General features: G+C 65.9%; 15 protein-coding genes and 1 other RNA gene. 9 read left to right on the top strand and 7 right to left on the bottom strand.

All coding sequences use genetic code 11. The features are described from left to right. Positions 1–47: 47 nt before the first annotated feature. Entirely contained in the window at positions 48–860 is an 813-nt protein-coding gene (locus LQK81_RS13945; protein WP_230807142.1) for an AraC family transcriptional regulator, read from the bottom strand. Positions 861–954: 94 nt separating this feature from the next. On the opposite strand from LQK81_RS13945, the gene LQK81_RS13940 reads away from it, so the two are divergent. Further along, entirely contained in the window at positions 955–1,362 is a 408-nt protein-coding gene (locus tag LQK81_RS13940; RefSeq protein WP_230806955.1) for a DUF2000 family protein, read from the top strand. 46 nt (positions 1,363–1,408) lie between these two features. On the opposite strand, the gene LQK81_RS13935 is transcribed toward LQK81_RS13940, so the two are convergent. Both LQK81_RS13935 and LQK81_RS13930 read right to left on the bottom strand, forming a co-directional pair. Next, a complete protein-coding gene (locus tag LQK81_RS13935; protein ID WP_230806954.1) occupies positions 1,409–2,554 on the bottom strand; it encodes a GumK N-terminal domain-containing glycosyltransferase in 1,146 nt (381 codons plus the stop codon). A 53-nt stretch (positions 2,555–2,607) separates the two neighbouring features. Beyond that, positions 2,608–3,522 carry an ATP-grasp fold amidoligase family protein gene (locus LQK81_RS13930; RefSeq protein WP_230806953.1) on the bottom strand — a complete coding sequence of 305 codons (915 nt, stop codon included), beginning with the start codon at positions 3,520–3,522 and terminating at the stop codon, positions 2,608–2,610. 192 nt (positions 3,523–3,714) lie between these two features. Between LQK81_RS13930 and LQK81_RS13925 the strand changes: the two genes are divergently transcribed. Then, positions 3,715–5,205, top strand: a complete 1,491-nt coding sequence (locus tag LQK81_RS13925; protein WP_442967130.1) for a lipopolysaccharide biosynthesis protein — start codon at positions 3,715–3,717, stop codon at positions 5,203–5,205. A gap of 111 nt (positions 5,206–5,316) precedes the next feature. Here LQK81_RS13925 and ssrS read toward each other — a convergent pair. The 3 genes from ssrS to LQK81_RS13910 all read right to left on the bottom strand — a co-directional run bounded on the left by ssrS (position 5,317) and on the right by LQK81_RS13910 (position 6,210). Then, a non-coding RNA gene (ssrS, locus tag LQK81_RS13920) (6S RNA) lies at positions 5,317–5,475 on the bottom strand. A 48-nt stretch (positions 5,476–5,523) separates the two neighbouring features. Next, positions 5,524–5,895: a cell division protein ZapA gene (locus tag LQK81_RS13915; protein ID WP_230806951.1), complete on the bottom strand. Its 372-nt coding sequence runs from the start codon at positions 5,893–5,895 to the stop codon at positions 5,524–5,526. Positions 5,896–5,937: 42 nt separating this feature from the next. Then, positions 5,938–6,210 carry a DUF4164 domain-containing protein gene (locus tag LQK81_RS13910; RefSeq protein ID WP_230806950.1) on the bottom strand — a complete coding sequence of 91 codons (273 nt, stop codon included), beginning with the start codon at positions 6,208–6,210 and terminating at the stop codon, positions 5,938–5,940. A gap of 327 nt (positions 6,211–6,537) precedes the next feature. Between LQK81_RS13910 and tkt the strand changes: the two genes are divergently transcribed. The 5 genes from tkt (at position 6,538) to LQK81_RS13885 (ending at position 13,784) form a co-directional block, all read left to right on the top strand. Beyond that, complete coding sequence (tkt, locus tag LQK81_RS13905; RefSeq protein ID WP_230806949.1) at positions 6,538–8,520, top strand: transketolase; 1,983 nt, start codon at positions 6,538–6,540, stop codon at positions 8,518–8,520. A gap of 66 nt (positions 8,521–8,586) precedes the next feature. Next, positions 8,587–9,597, top strand: a complete 1,011-nt coding sequence (gene gap / locus LQK81_RS13900; RefSeq protein WP_230806948.1) for a type I glyceraldehyde-3-phosphate dehydrogenase — start codon at positions 8,587–8,589, stop codon at positions 9,595–9,597. A 342-nt stretch (positions 9,598–9,939) separates the two neighbouring features. After that, the gene (locus tag LQK81_RS13895) at positions 9,940–11,136 is read left to right on the top strand and encodes a phosphoglycerate kinase (protein ID WP_230806947.1); all 1,197 of its coding nucleotides are present in this window, start codon (positions 9,940–9,942) and stop codon (positions 11,134–11,136) included. A 169-nt stretch (positions 11,137–11,305) separates the two neighbouring features. Continuing rightward, positions 11,306–12,331, top strand: coding sequence for a class I fructose-bisphosphate aldolase (locus tag LQK81_RS13890; protein ID WP_230806946.1), 1,026 nt, complete (start codon positions 11,306–11,308; stop codon positions 12,329–12,331). Between the two features lie 460 nt (positions 12,332–12,791). Continuing rightward, a complete protein-coding gene (locus LQK81_RS13885) occupies positions 12,792–13,784 on the top strand; it encodes an endonuclease/exonuclease/phosphatase family protein (protein WP_230806945.1) in 993 nt (330 codons plus the stop codon). Between the two features lie 18 nt (positions 13,785–13,802). Here the strand turns inward: LQK81_RS13885 and LQK81_RS13880 are convergent, their stop codons facing one another. Further along, complete coding sequence (locus LQK81_RS13880; RefSeq protein WP_230806944.1) at positions 13,803–13,958, bottom strand: hypothetical protein; 156 nt, start codon at positions 13,956–13,958, stop codon at positions 13,803–13,805. A gap of 158 nt (positions 13,959–14,116) precedes the next feature. On the opposite strand from LQK81_RS13880, the gene LQK81_RS13875 reads away from it, so the two are divergent. Together LQK81_RS13875 and LQK81_RS13870 are read left to right on the top strand one after the other, a co-directional pair. Next, complete coding sequence (locus tag LQK81_RS13875) at positions 14,117–15,451, top strand: MFS transporter (RefSeq protein WP_230806943.1); 1,335 nt, start codon at positions 14,117–14,119, stop codon at positions 15,449–15,451. Then, on the top strand, positions 15,448–15,636 hold the full coding sequence (locus LQK81_RS13870) for a DUF1192 domain-containing protein (RefSeq protein ID WP_230806942.1): 189 nt from the start codon (positions 15,448–15,450) through the stop codon (positions 15,634–15,636). Before LQK81_RS13875 ends, LQK81_RS13870 begins: the two co-directional genes overlap by 4 nt. Positions 15,637–15,733 lie beyond the last annotated feature (97 nt).

Below are 15,733 nucleotides of genomic sequence, written 5' to 3'. Positions count from 1 at the left end.
GCCCGCAACAACCGCGTTGCGGGCGGTTCTCGTTTCCGTGGATATCGTCAGGTCGCGCCGGCCCTCGCGGGCGAGCCGCCGGCTCTCGTCAGGGCGAGCCACTTTCCCGGCGTAATTCCGAACGCGCTCTTGAAATGGCGAGTGAAGTGGCTCTGATCGGCGAAGCCGCTCGCTATGGCGGCATCGGCGAGGCTTGACCCCGCCACCATCAGGCAGCGGCCCTTTTCGAGACGCCGCATGACGAGATACCGATGCGGGCTCGTTCCGAGCAGGGCCCGGAAATGGCGGGTGAGCGAATACCTGTCCAGACCGGTTATCTTTTCAAGCTCGTCCGATGTGACGGACCGGTCGCTGTTGTCATGCAGAAATTCCCGACACCTCGCCACCGCGCCGTGAGCGACGAACCGCAGGGTCGCGCCGTCCGCATCCGCATGCTTCCATAGCCGCTCCGCGAACCGGGCAAGGAGATCGTCCCACACCAGCTCGGACGGCTCGCCCTGCAGATCGCCCAGCCCCTCCAGCAGACCTTGCCGAAGCTCGTCGTCCCGGAGAATGGGGGTTCCGACGAAGGGCAGGCGCCGCCGGCCGCCGGCCGCCTCGATCACACGCTCGGGCGGGAGGTAGAGCATCCGGTATCGCAGGCCGGTCTCCGTCCCCGCGCCGCCGTCGTGCAGTTCGTCGGGATGCAGGACGATGACATTGCCCGGCAGGCTGAAGCGCGCCTCGCCCCGGTAGCGAAACGTCTGCACGCCCGAAAGCGTCACCCCGAGTGCGTAGGTATCGTGGCGGTGCAGGGAAAACCCGTTGCCCCTGAACCGGGCCTCGATGCGCTCGATGCCCCGCGTGGCGGGCGCGTGCACGATGCCGTCGAACCTGCACGAACCTTCAAGACCCGCAGTGTCGTTCGAGGCTACAAGCGAGCCATCTGTCAAACAGCTGCTGGATGCCTTCTGCATGTTCGATACCAAGATCACGATTGTGCTGCGCGACGATCTCGCCGCCTGGCAGAAACTGAACGTCACCGCCTTCCTGAGCTGCGGCCTTGCCGCCCAGTTTCCCGAGATTATCGGCGAAGCGTACCGCGACTCCGCCGGCAATGTCTACAACGCGCTCTCCATTCAGCCGATGGTGGTCATGTCGGCGGATCAGGAGACGCTGCGGAAGATCCATGTGCGCTCGCTTGAACGCGAGATCACCACCTCGCTCTATATCGAGGAGATGTTCGCCACCGGGCACGACGCGGCGAACCGGGCGGTGTTCGCCAATTTCGACCCGTCGACCGCAAAGGTGGTGGGCATAGCCGTCCGCGCCGACAAGAGGATCGTCGACAAGATCGCCAAGGGGGCGAAGCTTCACAACTGAGCGAGGCGGGATCCTTCCATCGCCGCGCAGGCGAGAAAGGCGCGGCCTATTCGGCCGCGTCCCCTGCCACGCGGGTATTGCCGCGCATGTCCGCCAGTTCGTCCTCGATCCGGGCGGCGACCTCGTCCCAGGACAGGATGCCCTCGCGCCATGCCCGATCGTGCGGCAGCGCAACAGCCTTCTCGACCTTGCCGGCCCAGTCCGGCTCGCCTGCCGGCGCATAGCCGACGAGATTGCCGCGTCCGGCGCCCAGGATCTCCGGCACGAGCACCGGCAGCAGGCAATAGGCGTATTGCTGGAGCTTGAGGCTGGATTCGGCGAGGTAGCGCTCGCGCTCGGTCAGCCGGTAGGGTGCGATGCCGAAATCTGCGAACCTGATATAGGGCACGATGTCCGCGAACGCCCGCTCGCCGTAGAGACGCACATTCGGCGGAAACGGGCCCGAAATTCCTGCGCCGAACAGATGCAGGAAGACGTCCGGCTTCGCCGTCGCCATCGCCCGCACCGCATCCGCGTCGAACAGCATGTTGCCGACGGAGACGCCGTTGCGCGATCCGGCCGCATAGGGCGACGTCGTGCAGGCGTCGAACGCGACCTTGTCGATGCCCTGCGGGACGGCGACGATGCGGCTCTCCTGCGGCAGCCCTTCCGCCATGGCCGCCGACGGCACGATCACCCGGTCGAACAGCGGCGCGATGCGGCGCTCCAGTTGCTGCAGGTGCGTGGCGGCGCCGACGGTATCGAGCCGGTCGCGCTTGAAATAGAGCGTGCGGGCGGCGGGATTGATGCGGCGGACCGCATCGAAGAAGGTGATCGCCGTCCCGGATTCGACCGCCACCACGTCCGCAGCCCGGATCGCCGCCTTCATGAAGGCGGGCGGCAGGTTGCCATAGAGCGGGAAGAACAGCGCGTTGATCCCGTTGAGGACGCCATTTTTCGAACTGAACGGATGCAGCGGGGGCAGGTAGCAGGCGGAGCGGCGGCGCGGTGCGGTCTGCACGAAGCGGTTTCTCTGCTCTGCCGAAAGCTGCGCATGGAGTTCCGGCCGCTTGAGCGCGGTCAGGGCGCTGAAGCCGACGCTGATCGTATCGACCTCGTGGCCGCGGGCGGCAAGCGCCTCGGTCACGAAATGCACGCTCGCCTTGCGCGTGGTCGGCAGGAAGGCGTGCGTCGATAGAAATAGGAATCGCATCTCGTTCCGGTCCGTCGCCGCCGGCGGGCCTGTCGCCGCCGGCCTGTCTGTCCTCAGCGCAGCGCCTGCACCAGCTCCTGCTTCCACATCGCCCCGAGCATCTCGTCGAACTGGTCCGGCACGCAGCCCGTGAAACCGCCGCCCGGATAGAGCGTCAGTTCGCCGACATAGATGCGCCCGCCGCAGCGGTAGAGATCGACGCGCATGAAATCGCTGTCGCCGGCGATCTTGCGCACGACCTCCAGCATCTCGTCCAGATCGTCCGGCCGCGGCAAATCGCCCGGATAGGGTTCGTAGTAGAAGCTCTCGTGCTTCATCGGCTGCCAGTCCGGCGTGAAGTTGCGCTCATAGCCGACGCCGTCGCGCCGAAGCCGCATCTCGATATGGGAGACACGGCCCGAAAAGACGAAGAACCGGTAGTCGTCGGGCGCGTCGCCATTGTCCACCAGCATCTCTTCAACGATGATCAGCGGCTCGAATTCGCCATAGGCCCATTCGCGGTTGATGCGGTGATGCTTGAGCTTCAGCCATTCCGGCCCCGGATCGGCAGCCAGCAGTTCGTCGATGTCGCGCCGCTCGCGCAGGAACGCGCCGCAGCCGGAGGCATGCGTCGGCTTGACCACCGCCGGCAACGGGATTTCCGCCCAGTCGACCGCCTTGAGGTTGCGCCCGACCCAATAGGTCGGAATGACGTACTGCTCGCCGGCGCGCTGCGCGATCAGCGCCTTGGCCCCGTGCTTGTCGACCATCTGCGCATAGATCGGCCGCCGGTCGTAGAGCTTGCGCGCCTGCACCTTCTCGCTGAACAGCCGCGGCCGGTCGAGGTCGGGGAAGCGCCCTGCCATGGAATAATACTTCCAGCGCAGGTATGGCCGGTCGGGAAGGACCGCGATGAGGCGCCAGAAGAGGTGCTGCAGCTTCTGCTTCAGCCGGCTTTCATGGCGCGCGGAAAGCGAGATATCCGGCATGGACTACACCTCAGGATGGAAGATTCGCTGGTTCTGCCCTAAACCAGTTTTGTTAAGCCGGGGTTAGCGAAAAGCCCGGAAGTCCGGCTTTTCTATCGCCGGATACCGAATCTTAAGCCGGCTGTTCTAGGGGTCAGGGATAGTTTTTCGGCCTCCCGCCCGGCGGGCGGCAGAACGAAGACGGTCGCCACGATGCAATCCATGCTCGGCTCATCCCTGCTCAACGCCGCCGCCGGCCTGCTCTCGCTCGTGGCCGGCTTCGGCAGCAGCGTCATCGTGGCGCGGACCCTCGGCGTGGAGGGCGCGGGCATCGTCGCCTATGCGCTCTGGATCATGACGGTGGCGACGCTACTCTCCGATTTCGGCATGCCGCAGGCGGTGCTGCGCTTCGTCGGGCAGGCGGACGGCGGAGACGGTGCCCGCCCGGGCCTGGTCCTCCTGCTGACCCGGCGCTTCGTGCTGACGACGGGCACGCTCGCAGCCGCCATCGTCGGCTACGCACTCTGGCTGGACTATGCGGGCAAGGCGACCGCCACCCTGATCTGGATCGCGACGGCGGCCCTGTTCCTCTCCTATGCCTATTCGACGATGTCGCTCGGCGCGGCGCAGGGGCTCGGCCGGTTCCGCGAAAGCAGCCTCAACACGGCGATCGGCTGCCTGGTACAGCCCTTTCTCGTCGCCCTCGGCGCCGTCCTGCTGGGACCGGCGGGCGCGATCTTCGGCCATGTCTTCCGCCATCTTCCGCAGGCGCTCTCGCTGCCGAAATACCTGAAGCCGGCCGCAAGGGGCATCGAACCGGTGACGCCGCCGATGAAGGCCTATGCCCGCAACGCCTGGCTCTCCGGCGGCCTGACGGCGCTGCTGGGCTCGCGGGTGGAACTCGCCGTCATCGGCCTGTTCTTCAACCTGGTCGCCGTCGGGCATTATGCGATCGCCTCGACCATGGCCGGCATGGTCGTGCAGCTCTCCTATTTCCTGGTGGCGCCGCTGGTGCCGCTGTTCTCCCACCACAGCGACCGCGGCGACCATGCCGCGCTGACGAAATCCTACCGGCGCAGCCTGCTCGGCCTGTTGCTGGTGATCGCGCCGGTCAGCCTCGGCGGCGCCGCCATATCGCCGGTGTTGATCCCGCTTCTGTTCGGCGAGGACTTCCGCTCCTCGGTGGCGCTGTCCGTCGTCCTGCTCGGCTTCACCGTCTTCTCCGCCCTCATCACTGTGCCCTATCGCCTGATGCTGGCGCGCGAAAAAAGCGGTACGGTGCTGCGGCTCTCACTCTTGGAAGGCCTTGCCTGCATCGGCCTGCTCTTTGCGACCGTCCCCCTCTTCGGCACGATGGCCGCCGCCGTCGTCAAGGGCCTGACGCTGACGGCAAGCTGCATCTTCTGCCTCTGGTACTGCCACCGCCGCCTCGGCATCGCCTGCGATCTCCTGGCGCTGGCGAAGGTGCTGCTGGCCGCGGCCCTCTGCGCTGCGGCAGCGGGCGGATGCATCTGGTGGATGCCGAATCTCGCGGGCATGGCCATCGGCATCCTCACCGGCGCGATCGCCTACGCCCTCGGTCTCGCTCTCCTGGGCGCGGTCCCCGCCGAGGAACGGCGGATGGTCGCCGATCTGGCCAAGGCCAGGCTCCCCGCGCCCCTCGCCGGCATGCTCAGCCGCGCCATCCTCGCCGGCCGCGGCTGACGCCGGCCGTCAGGCCGTAGCGAAAGCAGGCCGAACTTCGGGAATTGATGGGAAGGATACGCGGCCCGCAACAGCATTGTCGCTGCTTGCCTGCGTTGGAGAATGGAAGAAGCGCGATCCGTGGCGACCGATGGCGTTTGACGATCCCGGGTGCCTACAAAGTAGGTGGGCGCCGTGTGTCCGGACCCACGGGTCCGGCCAGGGACAGCTCCCTTGAGATCGTGTATGGCCCCGGGGAATGTTGTTGCCTGTCGGGAAGCACAGATCGCTTCGTAGATATAGGATGAAAGCGGCCGGTCCGCCAGTGGCTATCTCGCCTCAGTTCGCAGCCGGTCTGCCGGAAAGCTTCGCCGTCATGCCCTGGATCTGGCTCGTCAGTTCGCCGATCGCGGTCGCGATCGCCTCTTCTTCGCGCGAGACCTCGGCGACCGCGCTGTCGCGTCCCTTGCGCAGATCCTCCGCCTCGGTCTCGAGCGCCGCCAGCCGGCGGGTCATCTCGCTCAGCTCGTCCATGATCATGATGCCGGCCATCACCGTCAGGCGCAGATCACCGATCTCGCCGAACTGGCCCTTGAGGTGGCCGACATAGCGGTCGAAGCCGGCGGCGAGGTCGGTCAGGTGCTGTTCCTGCCCTTCCTCGCAGGCCATACGGTAGGCCTTGCCATCGATCAGAACCGTTACTTGCGCCATCGAAAACTCCCGCCCTGTCTCAAGTGATATCGGCGCGCATCGTCAGCGGTCGAGGACCGCCCTGATCGTTTCCATGGCCGTGACCAGCCGGCGGGAGACCTCGCGGTTGACCTCCTCGAGCCGGTTCGCCCGGAATTCAGCCTGGTCGAGTTCCTGGGCCAGCCGCGAGCGGTCCACGTTGACGCGGCGCACCTCGCCGTCGATCTCGCCGTGCTCGCGCTCACGGTCGAAACGCATGTCGAGCGCATTGTCGAGGCTCGTCAAAGCCTTGCTCAACTCCTCGACCGCCGCCCTGATTGTTTCTCCTGCCGCCATGACGCCTTCACCGGCATATCAGTCACGGACGAATCGCCGTGTGAGCTGTTTGCTTCAAGATCTTGACAGTATTCAACATCGAACTCCAGCGTCAACCGCCCGTCCGGACTGCGGCCGCATCCGCTGTGGATGATGTTTTTGCACTGCGAAGACGTCGGTTTCCGGCGGCGAAAATGCGATGCCGTTTATGACGGCAAATCGCCGCAAATCGCGGCAAAACCCGTCCAATTCGTTGACTTGCGCACTGCACCTGCTATGTGTCAGCCGCTTCCTAACCGGTGACCCCGACAGGCATCGGCCCTGACACCCCGATTATTTGGAACAGTCATGATCTCTCGCGAAAAACACGACCGGATGGCGAATGCTATTCGCTTTCTTTCCATGGATGCCGTGGAGAAAGCAAATTCCGGCCATCCCGGTCTTCCGATGGGTGCCGCGGACATCGCAACGGTCCTTTTCACCCGCTTCATGACCTTCGACCCGAAGGCTCCGTCCTGGCCGAACCGCGACCGCTTCGTGCTGTCGGCCGGCCATGGCTCGATGCTGCTCTACTCTCTCCTCTACCTGACCGGTTATGAGGACATCACGATCGACGAGATCAAGAACTTCCGCCAGCTCGGCGCGAAGACCGCCGGCCACCCGGAATACGGCCACGCCGCCGGGATCGAGACGACCACCGGCCCGCTCGGCCAGGGCATCGCCAATGCCGTCGGCATGGCGATCGCCGAGCGCAAGCTGCGCGACGAGTTCGGCTCCGACCTGATGGAGCACTACACCTACGTGCTCGCCGGCGACGGCTGCCTGATGGAAGGCATCAGCCAGGAAGCCATCGCACTTGCCGGCCACCTGAAGCTCAACAAGCTGATCGTCTTCTGGGACGACAACAACATCTCGATCGACGGCCCGATCTCGATCGCCGACTCGACTGACCAGCACGCCCGCTTCCGCGCCAGCCAGTGGAACACGATCGCCGTCGACGGCCATGACCCGGACGCGATCGCCGCCGCGATCGAACAGGCGCAGAAGTCCGACAAGCCGACCATGATCGCCTGCAAGACGATCATCGGCTTCGGCGCGCCGAACAAGGCCGGCACCCACAAGGTCCACGGCTCCCCGCTCGGTGCGGACGAAATCGCCGCCACTCGCAAGGCGCTGAACTGGGACGGCGAAGCCTTCTCCGTTCCCTCCGACGTGCTCGACGCCTGGCGCCTCGCCGGCCTGCGCTCCACCAAGGCGCACAGGGAATGGCAGGAACGCCTGGAGAAGGCCGATCCGGAGAAGAAGGCGCAGTTCGTCCGCCGCTTCGCCGGCGACCTCGAAAGCGGCCTCGATTCGGCGATCTCCGCCTACAAGAAGAAGCTGGCCGAGACCAAGCCGAACCCGGCGACCCGCAAGGCCTCCGAAGACGCGCTGGAGGTCATCAACGGCGTGCTGCAGGAAACGATCGGCGGCTCTGCCGACCTGACCGGCTCCAACAACACCAAGACCAGCCAGACCAAGTCGATCACGCCTGACGACTTCTCCGGCCGCTACCTCCACTACGGCGTGCGCGAGCACGGCATGGCGGCGGCGATGAACGGCATGGCGCTGCACGGCGGCCTCATCCCCTACTCCGGCGGCTTCCTGATCTTCTCGGACTATTGCCGTCCGTCGATCCGTCTCGCGGCCCTCATGGGCATCCGCGTCATCCACGTCCTGACCCATGATTCCATCGGTCTCGGCGAGGACGGCCCGACGCACCAGCCGGTCGAGCAGATGGCGGCGCTGCGCGCCATCCCGAACCTCCTGATGTTCCGCCCCGCCGACGCCACCGAGACGGCCGAGTGCTGGCAGCTGGCGCTTCAGAACAAGCATCGCCCCTCCGGCCTGGCGCTGACCCGCCAGAACCTGATGCCGGTTCGCACGGAGTTCGAGGAACAGAACCTCTGCGCCAAGGGCGCCTACGACCTGATCTCCGCATCCGACGCCAAGGTGACGATCTTCGCCACCGGCTCCGAAGTCGAGATCGCGGTCAAGGCCTGCGAGGCCCTGACGGCCAAGGGCATTTCCACCCGCGTCGTCTCCGTTCCCTGCGTCGAGCTGTTCTACGAACAGCCGGAAGCCTACCAGAAGGCGATCATCGGCAACTCGCCGGTCAAGATCGCCGTCGAGGCCGGCATCCGCCAGGGCTGGGATCACATCATCGGCTCGGACGGCACCTTCATCGGCATGTCGTCCTTTGGCGCATCGGGCCCCTACAAGGACCTCTACAAGCACTTCGGCATCACGCCGGAGGCCGTCGTCGCCGCCGCTGAAAAGAACCTCGGCTGATCCGTTCCGGCGTGCGGCCCCGCCGCGCGCCCTTCCACATACCATGTTGACAGGGAGAGACCCGAAATGACCGTGAAAGTTGCCATCAACGGATTTGGCCGCATCGGCCGCAACGTCCTGCGCGCGATCGTCGAATCCGGCCGCACCGATATCGAAGTCGTGGCGATCAACGACCTGGGTCCGGTCGAGACCAATGCCCACCTGCTGCGCTACGATTCGATCCACGGCAAGTTCCCGGCCGAGGTGAAGGTCGAGGGCGACACCATCACCGTCGGCGGCGGCAAGCCGATCAAGGTCACCGCGATCAAGGATCCGGCCACCCTTCCCCACAAGGAACTGGGCGTCGACATCGCCCTGGAATGCACCGGCATCTTCACGGCACGCGACAAGGCTGCCCTGCACCTGCAGGCCGGCGCCAAGCGCGTCATCGTCTCGGCTCCGGCCGACGGCGCCGACCTGACCGTCGTCTTCGGCGTCAACCACGACAAGCTGACCAAGGAGCACCTGGTCATCTCCAACGCCTCGTGCACGACGAACTGCCTGGTTCCGGTGGTCAAGGTTCTCGACGACCTGGTCGGCATCGACCACGGCTTCATGACCACGATCCACTCCTACACCGGCGACCAGCCGACGCTGGACACGATGCACAAGGACCTCTACCGCGCCCGCGCGGCAGCGCTCTCGATGATCCCGACCTCGACGGGTGCCGCCAAGGCCGTCGGCCTCGTGCTGCCGCACCTCAAGGGCAAGCTCGACGGCACCTCGATCCGCGTGCCGACCCCGAACGTCTCGGTCGTCGACTTCAAGTTCGTCGCCAAGCGCGAGACCACGGTCCAGGAAGTCAACGACGCCATCAAGGCCGCCTCCAACGGCGCCCTGAAGGGCATCCTCGGCTACACGGAAGAGCCGCTGGTCTCGCGCGACTTCAACCACGACAGTCATTCGTCGATCCTCGCGATCGACCAGACCAAGGTCATGGAAGGCAAGTTCGTCCGTATCCTCTCCTGGTACGACAACGAGTGGGGCTTCTCCAACCGCATGGCCGACACCGCCGTCGCCTTTGCCAAGCTGATCTGATTGCAATCGAAGGCACCCGGGCAGCAATGTCCGGGTGCCGACGTTCGAGGCTATCGTGACCGGGATTCTCCCAGCACTGCCGTCACCCCGGACTTGATCCGGGGGCCAGCAGCGCCGCGTCGGCGGCGCAAAAAGTGCTTGTTGCGCTCAAGGACTTGAGCGCGCTGGATGCCGGATCAAGTCCGGCATGACGGATACGGGAGCGTTGACGTCCGGGTGCCCGGAATTCCCCTGCCTTCCGCCGTGAAGGCGGATAAATAAAGTATGCAAATCGCCAGCGCGGATACATACGTTCGTTCAAGCGCGCGGCGCTTCAGGCCCAGAATACGAGGAGCGGTGCCCATGACCTTCAAGACCCTGGACGACCTCACAGACATCGCCGGCAAGCGCGTCCTTGTCCGCGTCGACCTCAACGTCCCCGTCAAGGACGGCAAGGTGACGGATGCGACCCGCATCGAGCGCGTCGCGCCCACCATCCTCGAACTGTCGAAGAAGGGCGCGAAGGTCATCCTGCTCGCCCATTTCGGCCGCCCGAAGGGTGAGCCGGTCGCCGACCAGTCGCTCGGCCTGATCGTGCCGGCCGTCAAGGACGTACTCGGCCAGCCCGTCGCCTTCGCCGAGGACTGCATCGGCGACAAGGCGAAGGCCGCCGTCGATGCGCTCAAGAACGGCGACATCCTGCTTCTGGAGAATACCCGCTTCCACAAGGGCGAGGAAAAGAACGACGCCGACTTCGCCCGGGCGCTGGCCGCAAACGGCGACGTCTACGTCAATGACGCCTTCTCAGCCGCCCATCGCGCCCACGCCTCGACGGAGGGCCTCGCCCATCTGCTGCCCGCCTATGCCGGCCGCACCATGCAGGCCGAGCTCGAAGCGCTCGAAAAGGGTCTCGGCAATCCGAAGCGTCCGGTGGTCGCGATCGTCGGCGGCGCCAAGGTTTCCACCAAGATCGATCTCCTGACGAACCTGGTGAAGAAGGTCGATGCGCTGGTCATCGGCGGTGGCATGGCCAACACCTTCCTCGCCGCCCGCGGCACGAATGTCGGAAAGTCTCTCTGCGAGCACGACCTCGCCGACACCGCCAAGCAGATCATGATCGAGGCCGCCGGTGCCGGCTGCGCGATCATCCTTCCCGAGGACGGCGTCGTCGCCCGCGAGTTCAAGGCCGGTGCCGACAACGAGGTGGTGGCGATCGACAGCATCCCCGCCGATGCCATGGTGCTGGACGTCGGCCCGAAATCGGTCGAGGCGGTCAACGCCTGGATCACGCGCGCCGAAACGCTGGTCTGGAACGGCCCGCTCGGCGCCTTCGAGATCGCTCCCTTCGACAAGGCGACCGTCGCTGCGGCAAAGCATGCGGCCGCGCGCACGAAGGAAGGCGCGCTGGTCTCGGTTGCCGGTGGCGGCGACACGGTCGCAGCCCTCAACCATGCCGGTGTCGCCGACGACTTCACCTACGTCTCCACCGCCGGCGGTGCCTTCCTCGAATGGATGGAAGGAAAGCCGCTGCCGGGCGTCGAGATCCTGCAGCAGAAATAGCTCGGCCGGCATCGCTGAACTGACCGATGGCCCTCTCCAGTCGCTGGCGAGGGCCATTTTCGTTGACGCGCCGGATGCCGCGGTCGAAGATGCCGCCAGAACGGCCGGCAGATCATCGTCGAAGACCGGCAGCGGGAAACGGAAACAGACCCAGGACAAGGAGAAGCGCATGAGCGAACGACTGGAAGACATCGCCGCCCGCATGATGACGGCCGGCAAGGGATTGCTCGCCGCCGACGAATCCACGGGCACCATCAAGAAGCGCTTCGATACGATCGGCCTGGAATCGACGGAGACATCGCGCCGCGACTATCGCCAGATGCTGGTCACCGCCGACGAGGCGATGCGCGATTCCATATCCGGCGTCATCCTCTACGAGGAGACGCTGTTCCAGACGGCCTCCGACGGCAGGCCGCTTGCCGAGATCATCGCCGCGGCCGGCGCCGTGCCGGGCATCAAGGTCGATACCGGCGCCAAGCCGATGGCGCTATTCCCCGGCGAGACCGTCACGGAGGGCCTCGACGGTCTGCGCGACCGCCTTGCCAAATACCATGCGGCAGGCGCGCGCTTTGCCAAGTGGCGCGCAGCACTTGCGGTGTCCGACACGCTTCCGAGCTTCGGGGCAATCAAGGCCAACGCCCAGGCGCTCGCCCGCTATGCCGCGCTCTGCCAGGAGGCCGGCATCGTGCCGATCGTCGAGCCCGAGGTGCTGATGGACGGCGAACCGGGCAACCACACGATCGGGCGTTCCGAAGCGGTGACGGAAGAAACGCTGCGCATCACCTTCAAGGAACTGGCCGACCAGCGCGTCTCGCTCGAGGGCATGATCCTCAAGCCCTCCATGGTCATCGACGGCAAGAAGGCGCGCAAGGCATCGGTGCAGGAAGTGGCCGAACGGACGCTGCGCGTGCTCAGGCGCACCGTGCCAGCCGCCGTCCCCGGCATCGCCTTCCTCTCCGGCGGCCAGACGACCGAGGAGGCGACCGCGCATCTCTCGGCGATGAACGCCATGGGGCCGCTGCCCTGGGCGCTGACCTTCTCCTACGGCCGTGCCCTGCAGACCGAGGCACTGGAAGCCTGGCGCGGAAAGCCGGAAAACGTCGCCGCCGGCAAGCGCGCCTTCAGCCACCGCGCGCGGATGTGCAGCCTTGCCGCGCGGGGGGAATGGCGGAAGGAACTGGAGAACGCGGCCTGAGGTTCGCCCGCCCACGACGGCAATAGCGGAAGAAAGCCCTTGCATGACCGCTGCAAGCACCTACATTGCTCTTATCGTCAACGTACAGAAAGGAAGGTGATCCAATGTCTAATGAGATTTCGGTCTTCGTGACGGCAATGGGAAATGCGGTGGCAGCAGCGAGGCAGCCCTCGTTCTGACCCAACCTTCCTCGGCCCAACGGCCGCGGCCTGTCACGGGCCAAACCTCATGGAGGGCCGCTCAATGCGGCCCTTTTTGATTCCACCGACAGCCGGACGGCACGCCCCGGCTCGCCATGCACGCCGCCACCCGCGTGAGGCACCTTGTTTACGAAACCTGCAAGGAGAGGTTGCTCGGTCGCCGGCGAGAGGCTAGTGATCGCGCCGTCCGCAGCGCCGTGCCGCCGAAGAGGCATCCCCGGCGCGCAATCCCCATCGCCAGAGCCGGAAGGTGGCAGCGCATGCCCACTGTCAGCCGCCGAACGATCGCCGCGATGGCACGCCCGCTCCTCTGGAGCGCGGCAATCGCGATCCTGCTTTCGGCAACGCTGGTCGTGGTCACCGCGCGGACGTTCTGGCTCGCCGATCTCGCCACCTTCGCCTGGCCCTTGCTCGTCCTGCCGGCGGTCGTCGTGTTCCTGTCCGCGATCCTCGCCCGCCGCCCTGCCCTCTTCGCAGTCTCGGCGACCGGCCTCGGCATCGCGCTTCTGCCGTCGTTCGCACTCCCCACCGCCCCGCCGGCAACGGGCCAGCCGGGCCTGAGGGTCATCACCGCCAACCTGTTCGTGGAGAACGAGCGCACGCCCGCCGAGTTCATCGCCTTCCTCCGCCGGGAAAACCCGGACGTCGTCGTGCTGCAGGAGATCCGCGAGCATTGGCAGGAGGCGCTGGTCCAGTCCGGGCTGCTCCCCTACCAGAGTAGCGGCGACATCCTGTCGAGAGACAGGATGAAGGTGTTCTCGAAACTCCCGATCCTGTCCGAAATGCCGCTGGTGCCGCATTTCGGCGGCGAGAAGGTCCACAAGCGGCCCGTCCGCCTGGTCCTCGACAATGGCGGCCGTCCGCTGGTGCTCTATGCGATCCACCCCGAGACGCCGCGACGGCCATGGAAGTGGCGCGACCGCAACAACTACCTGGCACTGACCGCACAGGCCGCACACGGGGACCTGCCATCCTCGGACGTCATCGTCGCCGGCGACTGGAACACGCCGCTCTGGTCTCCCTTCTTCGCGGACTTCCTTCGCAGCAGCGGGCTGCAGGCGGCAATTGTCGACCTCCTGCCGACGATGACCCGCTTCAGTCTCAAGGTCGCCGATCTCCTCGGCATCCATGCCGGATCGCAAATCGACCACGTCGCGGTCTCTCCGGGGATCTCGGTCGGCGGATGGCGCGCCGGCCCGGACTACGGCTCGAACCACCTCCCCGTGATCGTCGACCTCGCTTTGCCGCAATAGCCGCATCCGGGAACGCTGCTACGGCCGCAGCAGCACCGTCACCATCATCATCGCGATCGCGCCGACGGCGATCTTCCAGAAATCCCGCCGCTGCCGCAGGCCCGGAAGACCGAGCGGGCGGATGATGTGCAGCACCATCGCAATCAGCATCAGGGCCGGAAGGACTTTCGACATGGCTGTTCCTCTTTCCTTCCGTTCCTGTCACAACGCCGACACTTTTCCAAGTCGAGGTCCCCAATGGATGGCACGATTCTCCCATCGCCGAAATTCGGCTATGGAAATCAGGCGCTTGCCGCCCTATACCAAGTCTCGATGATAGGCAGGGATCACCGATGCGAAATAATCTCGTCTCCGTCTTCGCGCTTCTGCTCGGCACCCTGTTCCTGTTCCTCGGCAACGGCCTGCACGGCCTGTTGCTTCCTGTCCGCGGCGCCTTCGAGGGCTACCCGACCACCCTGCTCGGCCTGATCGGCACCTCCTGGGCTTCCGGTTTCGTGCTCGGCTGCCTGCTGGCGCCGAAGGTGGTCAAGCGCATCGGCCATGTGCGCGCCTTTTCCGGCTTCGCCTCGCTGATCGCGATCATCGCACTCCTGACCGGCATCCTCGTCGATCCGCTCTGGTGGGTGGCGCTGCGCGCCGTCACCGGCTTCTCCATCGCCGGCACCTCGATGATCATCGAAAGCTGGCTGAACGAGCGGGCGAGCAACGAGAGCCGCGGCGTCATCTTCTCGCTCTACATCGCCATCACGCTCTTCGGCGTCGTCGGCGGCCAGATGATGGTGACCCTCGGCGATATCGAAACGCCGATCCTGTTCATGGTCGCAGGCATCCTCTATTGCCTCGCCATGCTGCCGACGACGCTGTCGACCGCGGCCTCCCCGCAGCCGCTGAAACAGGTCAGCCTCGATATCCCCACCCTCTTCCGGACCTCGCCGGTGGCCTGCGTCGGCATCGTGCTGATCGGGATCTCCAACGGCGCCTTCGGCACGCTGGGCGCCGTCTTCGGCGCCGAGGCCGGGCTGGCCTCGAGCACGATCGCGATGATGATGAGCGTCACGATCTTCGCCGGCGCCGTCATGCAACTGCCCGCCGGCCGCCTCTCCGACCGCATCGACCGGCGCTATGTGCTGGCGGCCCTGTCGGCCGTGGCGGCCTTTGCCGGCCTGCTGATGTTCGTGCTGCAGCCGGTCTCGGTCATTTCGCTGCTGATCGTCGTCGCCACCTACGGCGCTGCGGCCAACGCGCTCTATCCGATCGCCGTCTCGCACGCGAACGACTTCGCAAGCCCGGAGGATTTCGTGAAGGTGTCCGGCGGCCTGCTCCTGCTCTATGGCATCGGCACCATCATCGGCCCGACGCTCGGCGGCCCGGTCATGACTTCGGTCGGCCCCTACGCGCTGTTCGTCGTCACCTTCGTCTCCCACCTCCTGATCACCGCCTATGCGATGTTCCGCAGCAGGCGCCGCGCCGCCCTTCCCGCCAGCGAGCGCGAAAACTACACCACCATCAATCCCGGCACGCTGACGACACCGGAAAGCCTGCACATGTCGCCACGCGCCAGCCAGACCGCGAGCGCACCGGAGGCCGGCCCGCAAGTCGGTCCCCAAGCCGGTTCCCAGGGCGGCCCCCAAGCCGGTCCCCAGGCCACGACGGAGGAAGAGCGATGAGCATCAACGACGAAGACCGCCCCGCCCGCAAGGTGGCTCACGAGATCGGCTGCGACCTGTCGCTGCTTTCGGCGGACGAACTAGCCCAGCGCATCGACCTCCTGAAGGCGGAGATCGCGAGGCTGGAGGAGGAGAAGGCCCGCAAGGGCGCGAGCCGCTCGGCCGCGGAAAAGTTCTTCCGCTGACCGGCGGCGCCCGCCGCCAGGAAAAGACGACACGGCGAAGACCGGACGGGCATCAAAGTTAACCGGGCGTTAAGCTTCATCAGCTATTAATCGCATG

Source organism: Rhizobium sp. GN54, assembly GCF_021026345.1.
Lineage (GTDB): Bacteria > Pseudomonadota > Alphaproteobacteria > Rhizobiales > Rhizobiaceae > Mycoplana.
Note: the sequence above shows the minus strand (reverse complement) of the source record. Positions and strands in the feature narration are given on the sequence as shown.